Source organism: Flavobacterium eburneipallidum (assembly GCF_027111355.2).
Taxonomy (GTDB): domain Bacteria; phylum Bacteroidota; class Bacteroidia; order Flavobacteriales; family Flavobacteriaceae; genus Flavobacterium; species Flavobacterium eburneipallidum.
Genome location: NZ_CP114291.2, coordinates 3,004,884 through 3,025,598, shown reverse-complemented (window position 1 = coordinate 3,025,598; position 20,715 = coordinate 3,004,884). Strand labels below are relative to the sequence as shown.

General features: G+C 33.7%; 17 protein-coding genes. 10 read left to right on the top strand and 7 right to left on the bottom strand.

Annotation, left to right across the window (positions count from 1 at the left end; genetic code table 11):
• From OZP15_RS12755 to recF, 3 genes are read right to left on the bottom strand one after another with little or no spacing between them, the layout of a single operon-like run.
• The gene (locus OZP15_RS12755) at positions 1-1,068 is read right to left on the bottom strand and encodes a glycosyltransferase (RefSeq protein WP_281336298.1); all 1,068 of its coding nucleotides are present in this window, start codon (positions 1,066-1,068) and stop codon (positions 1-3) included.
• A gap of 10 nt (positions 1,069-1,078) precedes the next feature.
• Positions 1,079-1,753, bottom strand: coding sequence for a DUF2461 domain-containing protein (locus tag OZP15_RS12750; protein ID WP_281336297.1), 675 nt, complete (start codon positions 1,751-1,753; stop codon positions 1,079-1,081).
• Between the two features lie 18 nt (positions 1,754-1,771).
• On the bottom strand, positions 1,772-2,851 hold the full coding sequence (recF, locus tag OZP15_RS12745; protein ID WP_269225830.1) for a DNA replication/repair protein RecF: 1,080 nt from the start codon (positions 2,849-2,851) through the stop codon (positions 1,772-1,774).
• A 144-nt stretch (positions 2,852-2,995) separates the two neighbouring features.
• Between recF and OZP15_RS12740 the strand changes: the two genes are divergently transcribed.
• The 4 genes from OZP15_RS12740 (at position 2,996) to OZP15_RS12725 (ending at position 7,440) form a co-directional block, all read left to right on the top strand.
• Positions 2,996-3,778: a tetratricopeptide repeat protein gene (locus OZP15_RS12740; RefSeq protein ID WP_269225829.1), complete on the top strand. Its 783-nt coding sequence runs from the start codon at positions 2,996-2,998 to the stop codon at positions 3,776-3,778.
• An 82-nt stretch (positions 3,779-3,860) separates the two neighbouring features.
• A complete protein-coding gene (gene ribH, locus OZP15_RS12735) occupies positions 3,861-4,430 on the top strand; it encodes a 6,7-dimethyl-8-ribityllumazine synthase (protein ID WP_281336296.1) in 570 nt (189 codons plus the stop codon).
• A gap of 380 nt (positions 4,431-4,810) precedes the next feature.
• On the top strand, positions 4,811-6,685 hold the full coding sequence (mutL, locus tag OZP15_RS12730) for a DNA mismatch repair endonuclease MutL (protein WP_269225828.1): 1,875 nt from the start codon (positions 4,811-4,813) through the stop codon (positions 6,683-6,685).
• Complete coding sequence (locus OZP15_RS12725; protein WP_269225827.1) at positions 6,682-7,440, top strand: rhomboid family intramembrane serine protease; 759 nt, start codon at positions 6,682-6,684, stop codon at positions 7,438-7,440. The genes mutL and OZP15_RS12725 overlap by 4 nt, the downstream gene beginning before the upstream one ends.
• A 101-nt stretch (positions 7,441-7,541) precedes the next feature.
• Here the strand turns inward: OZP15_RS12725 and OZP15_RS12720 are convergent, their stop codons facing one another.
• Positions 7,542-8,660, bottom strand: a complete 1,119-nt coding sequence (locus OZP15_RS12720) for a GTP cyclohydrolase (RefSeq protein WP_281336295.1) — start codon at positions 8,658-8,660, stop codon at positions 7,542-7,544.
• 5 nt (positions 8,661-8,665) lie between these two features.
• On the bottom strand, positions 8,666-9,616 hold the full coding sequence (locus OZP15_RS12715; RefSeq protein WP_269227940.1) for a transporter: 951 nt from the start codon (positions 9,614-9,616) through the stop codon (positions 8,666-8,668).
• A gap of 124 nt (positions 9,617-9,740) precedes the next feature.
• Here OZP15_RS12715 and OZP15_RS12710 point away from each other — a divergent pair, with 124 nt between their 5' ends.
• The 4 genes from OZP15_RS12710 (at position 9,741) to OZP15_RS12695 (ending at position 15,364) form a co-directional block, all read left to right on the top strand.
• Complete coding sequence (locus OZP15_RS12710; protein ID WP_269225826.1) at positions 9,741-10,022, top strand: DUF4834 family protein; 282 nt, start codon at positions 9,741-9,743, stop codon at positions 10,020-10,022.
• Between the two features lie 78 nt (positions 10,023-10,100).
• Positions 10,101-12,530: a YfhO family protein gene (locus OZP15_RS12705; protein ID WP_281336294.1), complete on the top strand. Its 2,430-nt coding sequence runs from the start codon at positions 10,101-10,103 to the stop codon at positions 12,528-12,530.
• A gap of 48 nt (positions 12,531-12,578) precedes the next feature.
• Positions 12,579-13,871, top strand: coding sequence for a glycosyltransferase family 4 protein (locus OZP15_RS12700; protein WP_281336293.1), 1,293 nt, complete (start codon positions 12,579-12,581; stop codon positions 13,869-13,871).
• Positions 13,872-13,894: 23 nt separating this feature from the next.
• Entirely contained in the window at positions 13,895-15,364 is a 1,470-nt protein-coding gene (locus OZP15_RS12695) for an oligosaccharide flippase family protein (protein WP_269225824.1), read from the top strand.
• Between the two features lie 464 nt (positions 15,365-15,828).
• Here OZP15_RS12695 and OZP15_RS12690 read toward each other — a convergent pair whose 3' ends face one another.
• On the bottom strand, positions 15,829-16,782 hold the full coding sequence (locus tag OZP15_RS12690; RefSeq protein ID WP_269225823.1) for a T9SS C-terminal target domain-containing protein: 954 nt from the start codon (positions 16,780-16,782) through the stop codon (positions 15,829-15,831).
• Positions 16,783-16,880: 98 nt separating this feature from the next.
• Between OZP15_RS12690 and OZP15_RS12685 the strand changes: the two genes are divergently transcribed.
• Positions 16,881-17,888, top strand: coding sequence for a 3-oxoacyl-ACP synthase III family protein (locus OZP15_RS12685; RefSeq protein WP_281336292.1), 1,008 nt, complete (start codon positions 16,881-16,883; stop codon positions 17,886-17,888).
• A 93-nt stretch (positions 17,889-17,981) separates the two neighbouring features.
• Positions 17,982-19,790: an arginine--tRNA ligase gene (gene argS, locus OZP15_RS12680; RefSeq protein WP_269225821.1), complete on the top strand. Its 1,809-nt coding sequence runs from the start codon at positions 17,982-17,984 to the stop codon at positions 19,788-19,790.
• A gap of 104 nt (positions 19,791-19,894) precedes the next feature.
• Here argS and OZP15_RS12675 read toward each other — a convergent pair whose 3' ends face one another.
• Positions 19,895-20,239: a DUF6686 family protein gene (locus tag OZP15_RS12675; protein ID WP_269225820.1), complete on the bottom strand. Its 345-nt coding sequence runs from the start codon at positions 20,237-20,239 to the stop codon at positions 19,895-19,897.
• Between the last annotated feature and the right edge of the window lie 476 nt (positions 20,240-20,715).

Genomic DNA, 20,715 nt, shown 5'->3' with positions numbered 1-20,715 from the left:
CTAATAGTTTTTGGCGGTGTTAATTAACTCATGGTATTTGTCTGAAATGATACTCATATTGGTGTTGTAATCGGCATTTTCTTCCACAAATTTTCTGTTTTTAAGGATGGCTTCTTTTCGGAGTTCTTCATTTTCGAATGCCCAAAGGATTTCATTGGCTAGCATTTCAGTATCGCCAATGGTAATTAATTGACCGTTTTTACGATGCGTGATCCAGCTTTGATTTCCCGGAATATCAGTTACAACAGGATAACAATTGGACGCCATTGCTTCAAATAAAGAAGCCGAAACCCCTTCGGTTACGGGCATACTGATATAAAAATCAGCTTGATGCAATAGTTCGGGTAATTTAGTGTTAGGAATTCTACCTGTAAAAATCACTTTGTTTTCTATCTTCAATTTTACTGCTAATTCTTGTAATGTAGGCAAAAGTTTTCCATCACCTACAATTGTAAGTACGAAATCAATCCCTTTTTGGTTTAAAATTCCAAAGGCTTGAAGTATATCATTGTGTCGGTATTCAGGCATCAATGATCGGGTTACTATTGCTGTTATTTTTTCTGTAGAAAAATGTTTTTTGTTTCTAAATTGTTCTAAATCGATTCCCTTTGGTAACACCAAAACTTTATTCATATCAACATTGGCTTTTTGCATCGATATAGTCATCACTGGTCCCCAAGCGTGAATTAAAGAGGCTTTTTTGAAAGCATAATTTTGTATCGCTTTTTTGAGTGGATAGAGCATGGAGTTTTCAGGCCATAAATCTGTTTTTCCTTGTTGGGCGATGGCCACCGATTTTACACCTGATAAAGCTGCTAGAAAGCCGTAACTAGTTGTTCTTTCGGCAATAACCATATCAGGATGGTGTTTTTGTATAATTTTTTTTATTTGAAAAATGGCAGTGCTGAATTCTAATATTCGACATAAACGATTGAGAAAAGTATTGCTTGGTGATTGGAGCTCCCAAGTAATAATTTCAAAATCGCCAAATTCCTTTAAACCATTCATCCAAGTAATGGCATCGGCTCGGTAGGTTTCTCCTAGAAAAAGGATCTTGCGTTTTTCCATTGTTGTTGAATTAATCTTCGGATGTTAAGGCTCGGTTGATAAAATCGTTTAAGGGCTTCAAAACGATTAATTTTTTACTCATTTTAGCTACGAAATCTGCTGCCAAAACTTCTTCGAAGTCAAATTTTTGCGAAGTTTCAAAACTTTTCAATTTCAGAAATTCAATAGCAGGATGATCTTTTTCGTAGCCTCTTGGGGGATTTTTAAGCAAGTTTTTTTCGTTGCGGTCAAAATCACCAAATTCTTTTTGAAAGTTTTTATTATTTATAATTTCTTCTAAATCATCATGGAAAAAAGCAATTTCTTTACGCACTTTTTTCAAATCATCGGCCTCGGGACAATAGAATCCGCCAGCAATAAAACTGCCTGTTCTGGCGATATGAACATAATATCCAGAACGATTCATTCCTTTAGAATCACTTGAAATCCAAACGCCAATGTGGTCTTTGTAAGGTGATTTGTCTTTAGAAAATCGAATGTCCCGATTGATTCTAAAAGTACAGTTTTTGACTTCTAGCATTTCCAATGAAGGATCGAGCGGTTTCATAATATCCAGAAAATCGCCAACCAATTTGTGGTAGTCTTTTTTGAAAACTTCGTATCGTTTTTTGTTCTCCAAAAACCAATCGCGATTGTTGTTGGCTTTTAAATCATCGAGAAATTGTAAACTGTCTTTTGAAAGCATATTGGTTTAGATTTAAAATCACAAGTTAAAAATTTTATACGTCTGATGGGTTGATTTTACAATGTTTTCTGTTCGCTCAGGATGGGTATCCGAAATAAACAGTTGACCAAAGGTATCGCTATTCACCATTTCAATAATTTTGGCTACTCTATTTTCGTCTAATTTGTCAAAAATATCATCAAAAAGCAGAATAGGTTTCAATCCACATTGATTTTTTATGAATTCAAATTGCGCTAGTTTCAAAGCAATTAAAAATGATTTTTGTTGTCCTTGTGATCCGAATTTCTTGATGGGATAATGATCAATTTCAAACGATAGGTCATCTTTGTGAATCCCAACGCTTGTGTAATGTAAGGCTCTGTCTTTGTTGATGTTTTGCTCTAAAAGCGTTAGCAGATTGTTTTCGAATAAATGACTTTCATATACCAATTGCACCGTTTCTTGCGAACCCGTTATGGCTTGATGATGTGTGTTGAAAATAGGAATAAACTGCTCGATAAATTCTTTTCGTTTTTCGAAAATATATTTTGCAAAACTATCCAATTGCTCATTATATATAGATAAGGTGTCATTTTCGAAAACATGGTTCAAGGCAAAGTATTTCAATAAAGCATTGCGCTGGCTCATCACTTTTTGGTATTGAATGATTTGCCTTAAATACTGCGAATCCAATTGCGAAATTACGCTGTCCATAAATTTTCTGCGGGTTTCGCTGCCTTCTATAATCAAATCTCGGTCGGCTGGCGAGATGATGACTAGTGGAATAAAACCAACGTGTTCCGAGAATTTATCATACACTTTTCCGTTGCGTTTCAGGATTTTTTTCTGTCCTTTTTTGAGGCTACAAACGATTTGTTCGTTTCTTTCCTTAATATCAAATTCGCCATCAATAACGAAAAATTCTTCCCCGTGTTTGATGTTTTGAACCGCCAAAGGATTGAAATAACTTTTTCCGTAAGACAAATGGTAGATTGCATCCAATACATTGGTCTTTCCAATTCCGTTTTTGCCCACAAAACAATTTATTTTAGTCACAAATTCGAAATCAGCTTCTGAAAAATTCTTGTAATTGAATAAGGAAATCTTTTTTAAATACATTGGTAAGGCTTACTGGTATTGAGAAACTTGCTACTGAAGAAATGTTTTTTTTAAGTGGGTGCAAATTATTGAAAAATATCGATAAAAGAGGTTTTAGATTTGAATAAAAATTATATTTTTGCCGTTCACTAAATTAAAAATTAAATGGCTACTTATAATAAAAGAGGATATAAAACACCAAAAGAAAAAGAAGTAAAAGAAGTTGTTGAAGCTACTCAAGACGTAGAGATTCTTGAAAAAGATAGTACAACAGCTGGTGTTTTTACTGCATTAGACGAAACGGCTTCTAAAACCGAAGACTTTGTTGCCAAAAATCAAAATGTTATTATTGGTGTTGTTGGTGCAATTGCATTAACTTTAGTTGGATATTTAGCGTATCAAAAATTTGTTGCAGCACCAAAAGAAGACGAAGCTGCTACCGAAATGTATCAAGCGCAACAATATTTCCAACAAGCTACAGATGGTGTTGCAAGTGATTCATTATATAAATTGTCATTGAAAGGTGCCGAAGGAAAATTCGGTTTTGTTGATATTGCTGATAAATATTCAGGAACAGATGCTGGAAATTTAGCTAATTATTATGCAGGTATCGCTTATTTGAATACAGGTAAATATGCGGAAGCAATTGATTATTTAGAAAAATTCAAAACAGAAGATGTTATTTTAAGTGCTTTGGCAACTGGAGCTATTGGAGATGCTCATTCTCAAAAAAATGAACAAAAAGAAGCACTAGAATTTTACATCAAAGCAGCAGAATCAAATAAAAATGATTTTACTACTCCACGATTCTTGATGAAAGCTGGTAAAACTGCTTTGGCTTTAGGAAATAAAGAAGATGCCTTAAAATATTTTACCGATATTAAAGACAATTTCGAGGATTCTCCAGAAGCGGCTTCAGTGGATGCTTTAATAGGATTAGCACAATAAAAATAGTATTCAGTTATCAGTAGCAGTTGGCAGTTTACTCTGATACTGAATACTGCTACTGAACACTGAAAACTAAAAAAATATGGCTACGATAAATAAAAACTTATCCGAATACGATAAAAATTCAATCCCAGATGCGAAAAATTTTCGATTTGGGATTGTTGTTTCAGAGTGGAATGATACTATAACCGAGGGGCTTTTTAATGGTGCAATTACAGGACTTTTAGAAAACGAAGTTCCTGCAGAACACATCATTCGATGGAATGTTCCTGGAAGTTTTGAACTCATTTACGGAGCAAAAAAAATGTTGCAAACCCAAAATGTAGATGCTGTAATTGTTATTGGTTGTGTGATTCAAGGACAAACCAAGCATTTTGATTTTGTGTGTGAAGGCGTTACACAAGGGATTAAAGATTTGAATGTTCAAACGGATATCCCAGTTATCTTTTGTGTTTTGACGGATAATACGATGCAACAATCTATTGATAGAAGTGGAGGAATTCACGGAAACAAAGGAACAGAAGCGGCGATTGCTGCTATCAAAATGGCGTATTTAAGACAGCAAGCTTCTTTTAGTCATCAATTTAAAAATCCACAATTATTGTCTGGTGGAACCTTGCAAATTGAAGGTCAGCCGTTGTTGGAAGAATAAAATAAAGAGCACAATTTTATAAAACCTATACTGTTTTTGATGGTATAGGTTTTTTGTTGCTAATTATACAACAAACAATATTTACATGTATAAATTATCAAAACATATAAGTCATTTAAGTCTTTAGTTTGAGTTAAATGAAATTAATAGTTCATTTAAGTAAAGTCATTTACAAACCTTTTTTAAACTTATTTTTACTTTTAATTATCTAATTTGGTTAGCTTAAATGACTTATATGGTTAAAATTAAAAGATGTTTATTTTATAGTACAGTGGTTTTTTGTGAATAATTTAGGTAGTAATCCCAGTAGAAATTCCTTAAATTTGCTCACCGTCGGTTTTTTACTGAATACTAATTTCTGAACACTGAATACTAATAAAATGTCGAGTATCATTCAATTACTTCCTGATCACGTTGCCAATCAAATAGCCGCTGGAGAAGTCGTTCAGCGACCTGCTTCGGTGGTGAAGGAATTGCTTGAAAATGCCGTTGATGCAGGTGCAAACGACATTAAATTAATACTGAAAGACGCTGGAAAATCGTTAGTTCAAGTGATTGATAACGGAAAAGGAATGAGTGTTACCGATGCTCGTTTGTGTTTTGAGCGTCACGCCACTTCAAAAATCCGTCAAGCGGAAGATTTATTTTCGTTGCATACCAAAGGTTTTCGTGGCGAAGCATTGGCATCCATTGCTGCGATTGCTCACGTGGAAATGAAAACCAAACAAGATCAGGAAGAATTAGGAACGCATATTGTTATTGAAGGCAGTAAATTTGTCTCGCAGGAAATGGCAGTTTTACCCAAAGGAACTTCATTTGCGGTTAAAAATTTGTTTTTTAATATTCCTGCTCGACGTAATTTCCTGAAATCGGATATAGTGGAATACCGCCATATTGTGGATGAATTTCAACGAGTGGCTTTGGCACATCCGCAAATTTATTTTACTTTTTATCACAATGGAAGCGAAATGTTCAATTTGCAAGCTTCAAGTTTTAGACATCGAATTGTTAGCATTTTTTCGGGTAAAACCAATGAAAAATTAGTTCCTGTTGACGAAGAAACAGAAATTGTAAATGTTCAGGGATTTGTCTGCAAACCCGAGTTTGCCAAAAAGAGTAGAGGAGAACAGTTTTTCTTTGTAAACGATCGTTTTATTAAAAGTGGTTATCTGCATCACGCTGTTATGGCTGCTTACGACGGATTGTTGAAAGACGGTTCACAACCGAGTTATTTCCTCTACCTGCAAGTGCCACCGAATTCGATTGATATTAATATTCATCCCACTAAAACGGAAATTAAGTTTGATGATGAATCGGCTTTGTATGCTATTTTACGGGCTTCGATAAAACACAGTTTGGGACAATTTAATGTAGCACCTGTTTTGGATTTTGAGCGAGATTCGAATTTGGATACGCCTTATCATTATAAAGATGTTGCCGTTTCAACACCCACAATTCAGGTAGATGGTAATTTCAATCCTTTTGCAGAAGAAGACAAACCAAATAAACATTATTCGAATTCCAGTTCGAATTATAGAAAATCAGAACCAACACCAAGTTGGGAAAGTTTGTACGTAGGTTTAAAACAAGATACGCAGGAATTGGAAACTGTTTCATTCGAAAATGAAGTTGTATTTGAAAATGATACCGTAACTTCTTCATTATTTGATGGCGAAGAAGTGGAACAAGCTGTTCATAAAACCCATCAAATTCATAAAAAATACATTGTCAATCCCATCAAATCAGGAATGATAATAGTAGATCAGCAAAGGGCGCACCAACGCATTTTGTATGAACAATTTTTGACGAATATCACGGTTAATTTGGCCTCAAGTCAGCAATTGTTATTTCCGTTACATTTGTATTTTTCTGTTGGAGAGATGCAATTAATAACCGAATTGAAACCGTCATTGACAAACACTGGTTTTGTTTTTGAAGAAATCAATGCAGATAACGTGGTTATTTCGGGATTGCCAGTCAATGTTTCCGAGAGTGAAGCATCTATAGTTTTAGAACAATTGTTGAGCGATTTGCAGGACGGAATTCCAGAAAGCAGTTTCAGTCAGAATGATACGATTGCGAAATCGATGGCGCGAAGTTTGGCGGTAAAAACTGGAACTTATTTAACCCAAAAAGAACAAGAGAATTTGGTCAACGGCTTATTTGCTTGCAAAGATCCCAATGTTTCTCCATTTCATAAACCTACTTTCATCACGATGCGTGTGGAAGATTTAGACAAAAAATTTGCATTATGATGAATATCACTCCAGTTGTAAAACAACTTTTAATAATTAATATTCTGTTTTTTATTGGTTCACAATTAGTGCCAGCATCTTACGATTTATTTGCGCTTTATTATCCTGAAAGCGATAAGTTCAAAGGATGGCAATTGGTAACGCACATGTTTATGCACGCACCTTTTCCAAATATTACCCATATTTTATTTAATATGTTTGCGCTGTATTCTTTTGGTAGTGCTTTGGAACATTTTTGGGGTGGAAAAAAATTCTTGTTTTTTTATGTTTCTTGCGGATTAGGAGCAGCATTATTGCATACAGGAGTGAATTATTACTATTTTCAAGAAGGAATAAGTACGCTTACCGCAAATGGATTTGTTAAGGCGGATATTTTACAGACTTTAAACGAAGGGAAAATAAATACTAGGTGGCAAGATTTAATGTCGGCTATTGATTTTGAAAATTTTACCAGTTCTTATTTTGGAACTGTTGTTGGTGCCTCTGGAGCTATTTACGGATTATTGGTAGCTTTTGCTTTTATGGTTCCGAATGCGGAATTAGCCTTAATGTTTATTCCAGTTCCTATTAAAGCGAAATATTTTGTACCTGGAATTTTAGCAATTGATTTGTTTTTAGGTTTCAAAGGACAATCTATTTTTGGCGCAGGAAGTACAGGAATTGCCCATTTTGCTCATATCGGAGGCGCTTTGACAGGTTTTATAATGATGTGGTATTGGAAGAAAAATCAATTCAACAAAAATCGTTGGAACTAATTCTAGATTTCAGATTAAGAATATTAAACATTTATCTATAAAAAAACGAAAACGTCTTGATTGTTTTAAGGCGTTTTCGTTTTTTTTCTAACTGCTACTAACTAGAGCATTTTCATAAAAGTCTTTCTTCGACAACTAATTTTTGGGTCGAAATTTTTCCATAAATTATGAATGGCGTGATTCTCTTCTAATTCGGGAGTTCGGATGCAATTCACGATTCCTTTTTTGGTAAAAGCATTGAAATATTCCTCAAAAATAATCGCTGTTACCCCTTTGTTTTGGTATTCGGGAGCAACGCCTATTAGATAGAAAACTACATCTTTGCTTTCTTTTCTAGCTTTCAGTAAATGGAAAAATCCAAACGGAAAAAGTTTGCCTTTGGCTTTTTGCAACGCTTCTGAAAAACTGGGCATTACTATACTAAAGGCTACAATTTTATTGTTTTTATCCAATACAAAAATGATGTATTCTGGATTGATAAAACTGATGTATTTCTTCTTGAAATATTCTTTTTGAATATCGGTAATAGCTACAAAAGAGGATAAACTGGCATACGCATTATTGAATAAATCAAACATTTCGTCCACATAAGGCATGATGTCTTTAGTCTTGGTAAAAGTCAAACTTTTTAATTCATATCGCTTTTTGATTAACGCTTGCGCTTTCGAAAAAAACTCTGGCTTTACATTCGAAAAAGGAAATGTACTTTCTATAAATTCCTTTTCTTTTACAAAGCCCAATTGTTCCAGATGAGCCGCAAAATAGGGATGGTTATACCAAGTTATCATGGTTCCCATTTGGTCAAAACCTTCGGTTAGAACGCCTACTTTGTCTAGGTTAGAAAATCCCATTGGCCCTTCAACGTGTTCCAGATTGTTTTTTCTTCCCAATTCATAGACTTTTTCTAGTAAAGCTTTGGTCACTTCGATGTCGTCAATTACATCAAACCAACCAAAACGAACTTTCTTTTTTTGTTGGTCATTCACTTCATTCCAATTGATTATGGCGGTAATTCGACCTACAATTTTATCGTTTTTATAAGCCAAATAAAAATAAGCTTCGGCACTTTCGAATGCAGGGTTTTTGGTTCTGTCGAACGAGGCTATTTCATCTGCGATAATCGGCGGAACCCAGTATTTATTGTCTTTGTATAAGGAGAAGGGAAATTTTACAAATTCGGTCATTTCCTTTTTGGTAACGGCTTCTTTTATGGTAATCATTATTTTTATTTAGGAGATTCTACTGTGTCTTTTCGTTTTTTACTTTTTTTGGATTTGGAATCCGATTTTTTATCAGAATCGATATTCATTCGAACTTCTTTGTAATTAGCATCATAACGCCAAGAAAATCCGATGCCTCCGTAGAGTATGGAAGGCGTATCTTTGAGGCTGGTACTAATGGAAGCATCTACTTGTAAATCTTTATGAATTAAATAAGCGGCTCCACCACGAACTATGGCATCGCTATAAAAATCGCTCATGTAGCCTTGGTTTTCTATAAATCCAGACCAATTTCTATTAAAACCTTTCGTTAGTGTAATGCCATAACCATAACTTGGATAATCCGATCCAATGTAATCGGCAATAATATTGGTTACAAAAACCCAACTTCCGTCACCCAAATGATTTTGCGCAATCAGTACAATTTTTGGTGTAATGGCTGCGTCTGGAGAAAAATAATACGGATTGCCAGAAAAAGTAAGATTGGCTCCTGCAAATACAGAAACCGCAGGAATTAATTGACGCCAGTTAAAAGAATGATTGGCTTTCCAGCTGTAAATGTTTATTCTTTTTTCATAATTTTTGAAAGGATCATAAATCAAGTATTTTGCGCCTAATATGGTTTGCTTAAATGCTGATCGGTCTGGATATCGAACTGCAGGATTGAATACTTCGTACTGATATTGAAAATCACCGATTAATTCTAGTTTTTCCATAAACAATCCCCATCTCAAGGTCATGTCTATTCCAAATCCATTGGCATCGTAATTCAAAATAGAATGATTTTCTTTGATGCCATAAATACCAGATTCTACTTGAATAACCGATTTTCCTACTGCAAAAGCCGACATGGTTTCGCCTGGTCGATTCGAATTGATTTCGTCTGTATGCTGTGCGTAATGGAATATTGGAGTTAAGAAAAATGCAAGGCAAACAAGTTTTTTGATTTTGTACATACTATTCTTTATAGGTTGAAAAGAGATAACGCTTTTCAAATGTACTATATTTTATTATTTATTTAAGAACGATATTATAATTTTGAACGTTGGAATTGTTAATTTTGCTGAAAATTTTTTTATTATGCAAGAAGCCTCCCTTACTGGTATTTTCAAAACCTTGTGTTACATCATTGGGTTCTATTATATTTTTAAATTTTTGGCCAAATTATTTTTGCCTATTTTGGTAAAAAAAGCAGTGGAAAAAGCAGGCGAAAATTTCCAAAAACAACAAAATTATTCACAACAGACGAATTGGAATAAAACCAAAAGTGCTGACGAAATCATTATTGATACTTCCAATGTAAAAACCACTCGCCAAACCAAAAAAGTAGGCGATTATGTGGATTACGAAGAAATAGATTAAATTTATCCCAGCAACTAACCTAAACCAAAATTCCATTCAGAAATCTAAAATCTGAATTCAGAAATCTAAATTTTTTCTATGAAGCAACTTCAAAAGTGCTATCCGCACGCTTTAGTCCTACTGGGATTCGTATTAATTTCCTTGATTTATTTTTACCCAGTTTTGCAAGGAAAACAAATTTTTCAATCCGATATTGCTCAATATACCGGAATGGCAAAAGAGCAAAACGATTTTAGAAAAGCCGAAAAAACAGAACCCTATTGGACTAATTCCGCTTTTGGAGGAATGCCAACCTATCAATTAGGAGCTAAGTATCCACACGATTATGTAGGAATGATTGACGATGCTTTGCGATTTTTGCCACGTCCAGCCGATTATTTGTTTCTATACTTTCTTGGATTTTACGGATTACTTTTGGTACTGAAAATTGATCCGCTCAAGGCTTTTTTCGGAGCTTTAGCTTTTGGATTTTCTACTTATTTGATTATTATTCTTGGTGTGGGTCACAATGCCAAAGCTCATGCAATTGCCTATATGCCGTTAGTCATTGCTGGTGTACTACTGGTTTTTCAGAAGAAATATATTTGGGGAGGACTGCTCACCATGTTTGCTGGTGCTTTAGAAATTAATGCCAATCACTTTCAAATGACGTATTATTTGTTAATTTTCTTATTGGTTGTTTCGGGGTATTTTATTTATCAAGCTGTTAAAGAAAAAGAATACAAATCTTTGATGGTTTCCTTTGGCGTTTTACTGCTAGCAGGGATTTTTGCCATTGGTTCGAATGCGACTAATTTGTTAGCAACAGTAGAATATGCCGATTTTAGTACCCGTGGAAAAAGCGAATTATCCGTTAATGCTGACGGAACTAAAAGCGTTGGAAATAGTGCCTTGTCTCACGATTATATCACAGAATACAGTTACGGAATTGCCGAAAGTTTCAACCTGATTGCGCCAAGACTTTTTGGAGGTTCGAACAGTGAAAAACTTGGAACGGACAGCAAAATGTATGAATTTATGATGGGGCAAGGGGTTCCGGAAGCGCAAGCCAATGATTTTGTTTCGGGAATGCCGACGTATTGGGGCGACCAACCCATTGTGGCTGCACCGGCTTACATTGGTATCGTGGTTTTCTTTTTGGGAGTCTTGGCCTTGTTCGCCGATAAACGAAAAATAAAATACGTTTTTCTTTCTGGCGCAATCGTTGCTTTGATTCTTTCTTGGGGAAAAAATTTCCCAGCCTTAACGGACTTTTTTATCGAAAATGTACCGATGTACAATAAGTTTAGAGCCGTTTCTTCGATACAAGTTATTTTAGAATTATGCTTTCCAGTGTTGGCTATTATGGGATTGCAATCTTTCTTTAATTTAGAAAAAGAAGCCCGATTCAAAGCCTTGTGGCAATCGGCTGCAGTAGGTTTTGGAATTATTGTAGGGTTATTTGTGATGAAAGGTAGTTTCAGTTTTTCAAGTGCTAATGATGATTATTTTATGCAAACTTATGGACCTGCTTTTGTTGATGCCTTGAAAACGGATCGAATGACACTTTATTCGGCTGATTTGTTGCGTTCTGGATTTTTTATTTTGCTTACAGCTGGAGTTTTGTGGTTGTTTATCAAAGAAAAATTAGCGCAAAACACCGCCATAATTGTTGTGGGATTATTGATGGTGTCAGACTTGTTTTTTGTAGATAAAAAATACGTTTCGACCAAAGATTTTGTGAGCCGAAGCGAAGTAGAAGTGCCTTTTCAGGAAACACCAGCCGATGCTCAAATTTTGCAGGACACCACACATTACAGAGTTTTTGAAGTGGCAGGCAATTTATCGAGTGCACGAGCTTCTTATTTTCATAAATCGATTGGCGGGTATAGTGCAGTGAAACCTCGTAGAATGCAACAATTATTTGATTATCAAATTGCCAAAAACAATCTGGAAGTTTTGAATATGTTGAATGTGAAATATGTTATTCAAACCGATTCGACTGGAGCTTCTGTTCCAGTTCAAAACCCGAATGCCAATGGAAATGCTTGGTTTGTAAAAGATGTTTTGTTATTGAATAAGCCAGATGCTGTAATGAAAGCTTTGGATAAATTAGATACTAAAAATGTGGCTGTTTTCAATATTCATGATTATGGATCTAAATTTAAAAATGCCCGTTTGAAAGAGGATTTTGATACTAACGGAACTATAAAGCTGGATGTTTATAAACCCAATTATTTGAAATATACTTCTGAAAATGAAGGAAATGGTTTGGCAGTTTTTTCTGAAATGTACTATGAAAATGGTTGGAATGCATATATCGATGGCGAAAAGAAAGAACATTTTCCTGTAGATTATGTATTAAGAGCCATTATAGTTCCAGCAGGAAAGCACACTATTGAATTCAAGTTTGAACCACAAGTGATAGAAACTGGAAGCACCATTACGCTTTTCAGTTCTTTGGGAATGTTATTACTGTTGATAGGTGGTGTTTATTTTGAGAGAAAGAAGCAAGAAAAAAGAGAATAGAATATAGAAAAAAGATGTTTCTGAAAATTTTTAATAATTGCTAGCAACTTGAAACCACAAAAACTTCTTATAATAACTTATTATTGGCCGCCAGCTGGTGGACCAGGTGTTCAGCGTTGGTTGAAATTTGTGAAATATTTACCTGATTTTGGCGTTCAGCCGATTGTTTATATTCCAGAAAATCCCACTTATCCTATTGTTGATGAAAACTTGGTTGATGAGGTTTCAGACAAAGCCATTATTCTGAAACATAAAATATTCGAACCGTATCAATTGGCTTCTTTTCTTTCGAAGAATAAAACCAAAAAAATGAATTCGGGAATTATTCCCAATAAAAAGAAGCAATCTTTTTTAGACAAAACTTTGCTTTGGATTCGAGGTAATTTGTTTATTCCAGATGCTAGAGTTTTTTGGGTTAAACCTTCAGTGTTATTTTTACAAAAATACATTGCCGAAAATAATATTGATACTATTGTTACTTCGGGACCACCTCATAGTTTACACCTTATTGGACTCGAATTAAAACAAAAATTAAATGTAAAATGGTATGCCGATTTTCGTGATCCTTGGACAACCATTGGCTATCACAAATCTTTGCGATTGTCTGATTATGCAGCCAAAAAACACAAGCAATTAGAACATCAAGTGTTGAATACTGCTGATACGATTATTGTAACCAGCAACACCACCAAAACCGAATTTCAAGCTATTACAAACCAACCAATCGCAGTAATCACGAACGGTTATGATACTGAAAATGTAACCCAACAGCCTTTGGATACTAAATTTTCTTTAGCACACATTGGTTCTTTTCTTTCCGAAAGAAATCCGCAATTATTGTGGGAAACTTTGATAGAATTAATTCATGAAATTCCAGATTTTAAATCGCATTTGGAGTTGAAATTAATTGGAGCAGTAAGTCAAGAAGTGTTAGAAACCATTAACCAATTTGGATTGAATCCCTATTTGAAGAATTTGGGATACGTTTCGCATTCCGAAGCTATTGCACATCAAAGGAAATCACAAGTTTTACTGCTTATCGAAATCAATTCAGAAGACACTAAAAGCATTATTCCAGGAAAATTATTCGAATATATGGTTTCAAACAGGCCTATTATTGCTATTGGTCCAAACGGTTCTGATTTTGCCGAAATTATTACCAATACCAATACAGGAATGTTTTTTGATTATTCCGAGAAAATGAAACTAAAAAGTGTACTTTTGGGCTATTATAATCAGTTTTTGGAAGGCAAACTCCAATCGAATGCGGTTGGTTTGCAACAATATTCTAGAAAGAGTTTGACAGAGCAATTAGTTAAATTAATTCATTCTGAAATATGAAATCTACAATCTAAAATCAAATAATGGGAATAGTATTAAATCAGTCCTTAAAAAACACCATAATTACTTACATCGGTTTTGCGATTGGAGGGATCAATACCATTTATTTGTATCCTGTTTTTTTGGGTGCAACTTATTATGCTTTGACTAATTATATACTGTCGTCAGCCAATGTAATTATGCCCATTTTTGCCATTGGAATGCAAAATACACTGGTCAAATTCTATTCGCAATGCCAAACTAATGAGGAGCGATCCCGGTTTTTATCTTTTACAGTTTTGTTTCCTTTGCTTGTCATAATTCCCATGTTTTTGATTGGTTTCTACTTTTTTGATGAAATTGTTTTCTTTCTTTCGAAAAAGAATATTATCGTAAAAAATTATATTTGGCTGATTCCCTTCATCGGAATTTGTATGGCTTATTTTGAGATTTTCTATGCTTGGTTGCGGGTTCACATGCACTCGGTTTTTGGAAATTTTATCAAAGAAGTAGGTTTGCGGCTGGCTTCTTTATTCTTATTGATTGCTGTTTATTATGATTGGATGACTGTGGAAGGTTTTGTTTACGCCACGGCTGTAGTCTATCTTTTGGCACTTTTGGTAACGATGTTTTATGCTTTTAGTATCGAAAAACCTCATTTTCAGTTTACGATTCCTGCTAATACCAAAGATGTTTTGGTTTATACTTTCTACATTATTTTATCAGGAAGTGTTGCCAATTTGTTGTTGGATGGCGATAAAATGATTCTGAATCAATACATGAATATTGAGAACATTGCCTACTATTCGGTGGCTACTTATATTGCTTTGGTTATCTCGGTTCCTAGTCGCGCGATGCACCAAATTGTCTATCCAATAACCGCCAAATTAATGCACGAAAACAAGCACGATGAAATGGATATTTTATACAAAAAAACCTCGATCAATCTTCAAGTTGTGGGTGGTTTTGTAATGTTGGGCATTTTTGTCAACATCAATCAATTGTATGAATTGGTTCCGCCCGAATATGCAGGTGGAATTATGGTGGTTTTTATGATTGGCTTGTCTAAATATTTTGATTTGATTTTGGGGAATAATAATGCCATTATTTTCAATACCAAATACTATCGTGCGGTGTTGTTTCTTGGAGTGTTGCTGGTGATTTTAACCGTAGGATTGAATATGATTTTTATTCCAATTTATGGAATTATTGGTTCAGCATTCGCTACTTTATTGTCGATTACTTTGTACAGTTTAGCCAAATTGCTTTTTGTCGTGAAACGCTTGCATTTGTATCCATTTACCAAGCAAACACTGTATTCTATTTATCTAACGGCAATTTTGTTTGTAGCTTTTTATTTCTGGGATTTTCCTTTTCACCCATTAGTTTCTATCTTATTGAAATCACTTTTAATGACGATTGCTTATTTGTATCTGAATTACAAATTTGTGATTTCAGTTGAAATTAATCAAGTGATGGATACAATTTTGAAGAAATTGAGGATTGTTAAGTGAAAATTATCTTGAGATTAGTTTTAAGATAAATAAAATTCTCTAATGAAGTAAGGTGTTGTTTATAAAGTAGTTAATGCTTATTAAATATCATTAAATTTGTAATACCATTAGAGATAGATTCCTAAATTAAAGTAGATAGAATGAAAAAAACTAAAATTTTAAATTTAATATTAATTTTAATAATTTCAATATTTAAAATTTTTTTTGATGATTTCAATAATTTTTTAAGAGAAGATTTATTGATTGTTTTTCATAGTGAGATATTATTTTTATATTCCTTTTTTGTACTATTCATTTTTTACATTATCAGTGATAAAAAATATTATTTATTACTACTATTAATTACACTTATTAATGTTTTTGTTTTTATTTATTTAATATATAATTATATTGTAAGTTCAAAAATACATTATACTCCTATATAAATAGCTTTAGCTTCTAATGATCAGGTTTTATAATCTAAATCATTCCTTCAAAAACAAACTCAAATCCACTGCATGCAATTGTTGTGATTTATTAATAAACGGTTTTCGAACAAAGGATTCATTGGTTAGATAAAACAGTTTTTCGTCTAGAGTAGTAATGCCTTCTATTTGATGAAAAGGCAGTGAAAGTTTTATTCTTCGTTGATTTGCTGTCGAGAAATTATAGTTTTTTAAATCATAGATGAGATATAAAAACGGTTGTAAAAGTTTTGTATAACCACAAAGAACAATTCCATTTTCAGAAGCTAAAAGTGTTGCTCCTGTTATCAATCCTTTTGTATTTAAGGTTGTTTTTAATTGCGCTATATAGTTGCCAGGACGTTTGGGTATCATGTAAACATTGGTTTTGATACCCTTCCATTGCTTTGAAAACAAGAGTATATTGTTTTTAGTTACTACAAATGCTTCGCAATCAAAATCAGTACTGTTTGATTTTTTTATTCTGAAATCCGTTTGATTCGAATACGAAAAAGCGATGGTATCTATTACAGGTTGGTGTGTCAAAAAAGATTTTTTCTCTATTCTTAAAATATGTAAATCCTTTCGATTGCCTTGTGCATTATTTCCGAAATCGCCAATGTAGATGTAGCCGCTGTCTTGTGCTATTTCTTCCCAATCGGTATTGATTATCTTTTCGAGTTTGATTTTTCTTTGAATTTTTCCATTCAAATACATTCCATAAATTGTGGTATCATAGTTGTCATTATGCGTCCAAAGTAAATTATCAAAAGTAGTCAAACCCGAAGTTTCTATTAAACTGTCGCTCAATTTTTGACTTGTTTCTGGTTTGATTTTGGCAAAAGCATATTCACAACTCCCATCATTTTCAGTAGCATCAGGATTAAAATTTTTAGCTAGCGAATCGGTACAACCTGATATTTGACTATAGGTTGACGTAGCTAATAATAGGAAAAATAGAATTGTTTTTTTCATGAAGTCAAAAGTAGGTTTTAAAACTGTTGCTATCAAAATAATCCTTACATTAGACTTGATTTTAATTGGATTTTGCTTTTAATAAAAACATCAAAATTATGTATCATTCAAAAATAGCAGGATTAGGATTTTATGTTCCAGATAATGTAGTTACTAATGATGATTTGTCTAAAATTATGGATACTAATGACGAATGGATTCAGGAGCGAACTGGAATTAAGGAACGCCGACACATCATCAGGGGCGAAGATACAACAACAACCATGGGTGTTAAAGCTGCGAAAATTGCCATTGAACGTTCTGGAATTGCAAAAGAAGATATAGATTTTATCGTTTTTGCTACTTTGAGTCCTGATTATTATTTTCCTGGCCCAGGCGTTTTGGTGCAACGTGATTTGGGGTTGAAAACAGTTGGTGCTTTGGATGTTAGATGCCAATGTTCGGGTTTTGTCTATGCAATTTCGGTAGCGGATCAATACATCAAAACAGGAATGTACAAAAACATTTTGGTCATTGGTTCCGAGGTTCATTCGTCAGGTTTGGATATGACCACTCGAGGTCGAAATGTTTCGGTAATTTTTGGTGATGGAGCAGGAGCAGCCATTTTGAGTAGGGAAGATGATGTGACTAAAGGTATTTTAACCACTCATTTACATTCAGAAGGGATTCATGCCGAGGAATTGGTCTTGAAAGCACCTGGGATGGGAGGACGATGGGTGAGTGACATCCTAGCGGATAATAATCCTGATGACGAAAGTTATTTACCTTACATGAACGGACAATTTGTATTCAAAAATGCAGTAGTTCGTTTTGCCGAAGTCATTAACGAAGGATTACAAGCTAATGATTTACAAGTTTCGGATATCGATATGTTGATTCCGCACCAAGCGAATTTGAGGATTTCGCAATTCATTCAAAGTAAATTCAGGTTGAATGATGATCAGGTGTACAATAACGTTCAAAAATATGGAAATACCACCGCAGCATCTATTCCCATTGCCTTGACCGAAGCTTGGGAGCAAGGCAAAATCAAGTCGGGCGATTTAGTAGTTCTGGCTGCTTTTGGTAGCGGATTTACATGGGGAAGTGTTATTATTAGATGGTAATTGGCTTTTCATTTTAAAAAGAAAATTATCCAGTTTCCAATTTCCTAATAGCTGTAGAATCCCTATATTTGCAGCCTTAAAAAACAATACAAAATGAGCCTTATTCAAATTCTTACACCTTCTATAAAACAAGCAGTCCAAACTTTATTTGATGTCAATCTGGACAAAGTAGAATTTCAAAGTACGCGCAAAGAGTTTGAAGGTGATATTACGATGGTCATTTTTCCATTATTGAAATTGGTAAAAAGCACCCGAGGCGGAGCCGAACTGAGCGGAGCTAATCCAGTAGAATTAGGAAATAAAATTGGTGCTTATTTGGTTGAAAATATTGCTGAAGTAAGCCGTTTTAATGTGGTTTCAGGCTTTTTGAATATTGTTATTTCAGATGAATATTATTTGAATTTTTTCAATGAAATTCGAAAACACGAAAAATTTGGTTTCGTTACGCCAAGTCCAGAAGATAAGGCAATTATGGTAGAATATTCTTCGCCAAACACCAACAAACCTTTGCATTTAGGTCACGTTCGTAATAATCTTTTGGGATATTCGGTTGCCGAAATTATTAAAGCTTCGGGTAAAAAAGTATATAAAACGCAAATCATTAACGACCGTGGAATTCATATTTGCAAGTCGATGTTGGCTTGGCAGAAATTTGGAAACGGAGAAACTCCAGAATCAACAGGATTAAAAGGAGACAAACTGGTTGGAAATTATTATGTGGCTTTTGATAAAGCATATAAAGAAGAAATCAATGGTTTAATAGCTCAAGGAAAAACCGAAGACGAAGCCAAAAAACAAGCTCCAATTATTCTCGAAGCGCAACAAATGCTTTTGGATTGGGAAAATGGAAATACAGAAGTTATTGCACTTTGGAAAAAAATGAACCAATGGGTTTATGATGGTTTTGCCACAACTTATAAAAATTTAGGAGTTGATTTCGATAGTTATTTCTACGAAAGTAATACCTATTTATTAGGAAAAGATGTCGTTCAAATTGGTTTAGAAAAAGGCATTTTCGAAAAAGATCCAGACGGTTCAGTTTGGATTGATTTAACCGATGAAGGTTTGGATAGAAAAATCGTGTTGCGTTCAGACGGAACAGCGGTTTATATGACACAGGATATTGGAACAGCAATTCAGCGTGTAAAGGATTTTCCAGACGTGGGCGGAATGGTTTACACCGTTGGTAACGAACAAGATTACCACTTCAAAGTATTATTTCTAATATTGAAAAAACTAGGATTTGATTGGTCTAAAAACCTTTATCATTTGTCTTACGGAATGGTAGATTTGCCTTCCGGAAAAATGAAATCTCGTGAGGGAACGGTTGTAGATGCTGATGATTTGATGCAAGAAATGACCGATACAGCACAAAAAATTGCGGAAGATTTAGGCAAGCTAGACGGTTATTCAGCTGATGAGAAAGCGAAACTGTACAAAACTATTGGAATGGGCGCTTTGAAATATTATATTTTGAAAGTCGATCCTAAAAAACGAATACTTTTCGATCCAGCCGAATCGGTTGATTTTGCAGGAAATACAGGTTCGTTTATTCAATATACCTATGCTAGAATTCAATCGATTATTCGTAAATCAAACTTTGATTTTACAGTTACATCAACCATTGTAGAACTGCATCAAAAAGAAAAAGAATTAGTAAAACAATTGGAATTATTCCCAGAAGTAATCCAAAATGCGGCGCAAAATCACAGTCCAGCATTGATAGCCAATTATACTTATGATTTGGTAAAAGAATACAATTCGTTTTATCAGGCTGTTTCTATTTTGGGTGAGGAAGATTTGCAGAAAAAAATATTCCGAGTGCAACTTTCTAAAAAAGTGGCTGATACCATTGCATTGGCTTTTCAATTGTTAGGAATTGCTGTTCCGGAAAGAATGTAAATGAAATTACGAATTACGAATTAAAAATTGAGTTTGTAATGAGTAATTTAAAAATCTAAAAAGCCGAACTATTCAATCGTTCGGCTTTTCTATGCTCTAAAACATCAATTCAAAAACACATGATAATTGATTTCTGCGGGTTTAAGAACCTTGTATTTATTGATGCCATCTACTAAAAAACGTAGTTCTTCTAATTCTTTACTGTTGAGCATAATCAAAAAATTAGATTGCAGTGATGGAATGGGAATTCTCTTTTCGTAAATAGAATTTTGGTATTCGTTTTCCCAATAATTAGCATCTAATTGATTCAAGTAGTTAGAAAAACTTGATAATTCAGCATTGCTAAAATCAAAAATTAAATTGTTAAACAACAATTGATACATATCTCTATGTTGACAAAAGAGCAAAATTCCATTAGAGGTTCGGTTTAATACTTTTAGATGGCACATAAATGTTATTCTTAAAATTATTATTTGATTACAAAAGAATCAATGATGGCATCCACTTCGGCTAAATGTTTTTATTTTTTAAACTTAAGGAAATGAAATTACTATGACAAATGTATTGAATTTATTTAGAATAAATAAAAATAATAATATTTGTTTTAAAATTAAATTTAGATAAAAGGGATTAGAACTATATTTTAAAATTATCGCATTGATTGTGAATTAGTTATTTTGAATTGACATTGATGATTAAAATCTTGCCAGAAACTATTACAAAATAAAATTTCTTGCTATGACTAATGATGCAGGTGTAAGAGGATATTCAACTTTTGAATATGCTATCTTGAAATAGTAAGATGAAGATTTCATTGAGATTCAGTAATCAATGATTTGATTTTTTTATTTCCTTTGATATTTTAAAGAAAAAAAGCATCTTTGTCTAATAAAGATGCTTTTTTGTAATAGATAAAAATGAAATA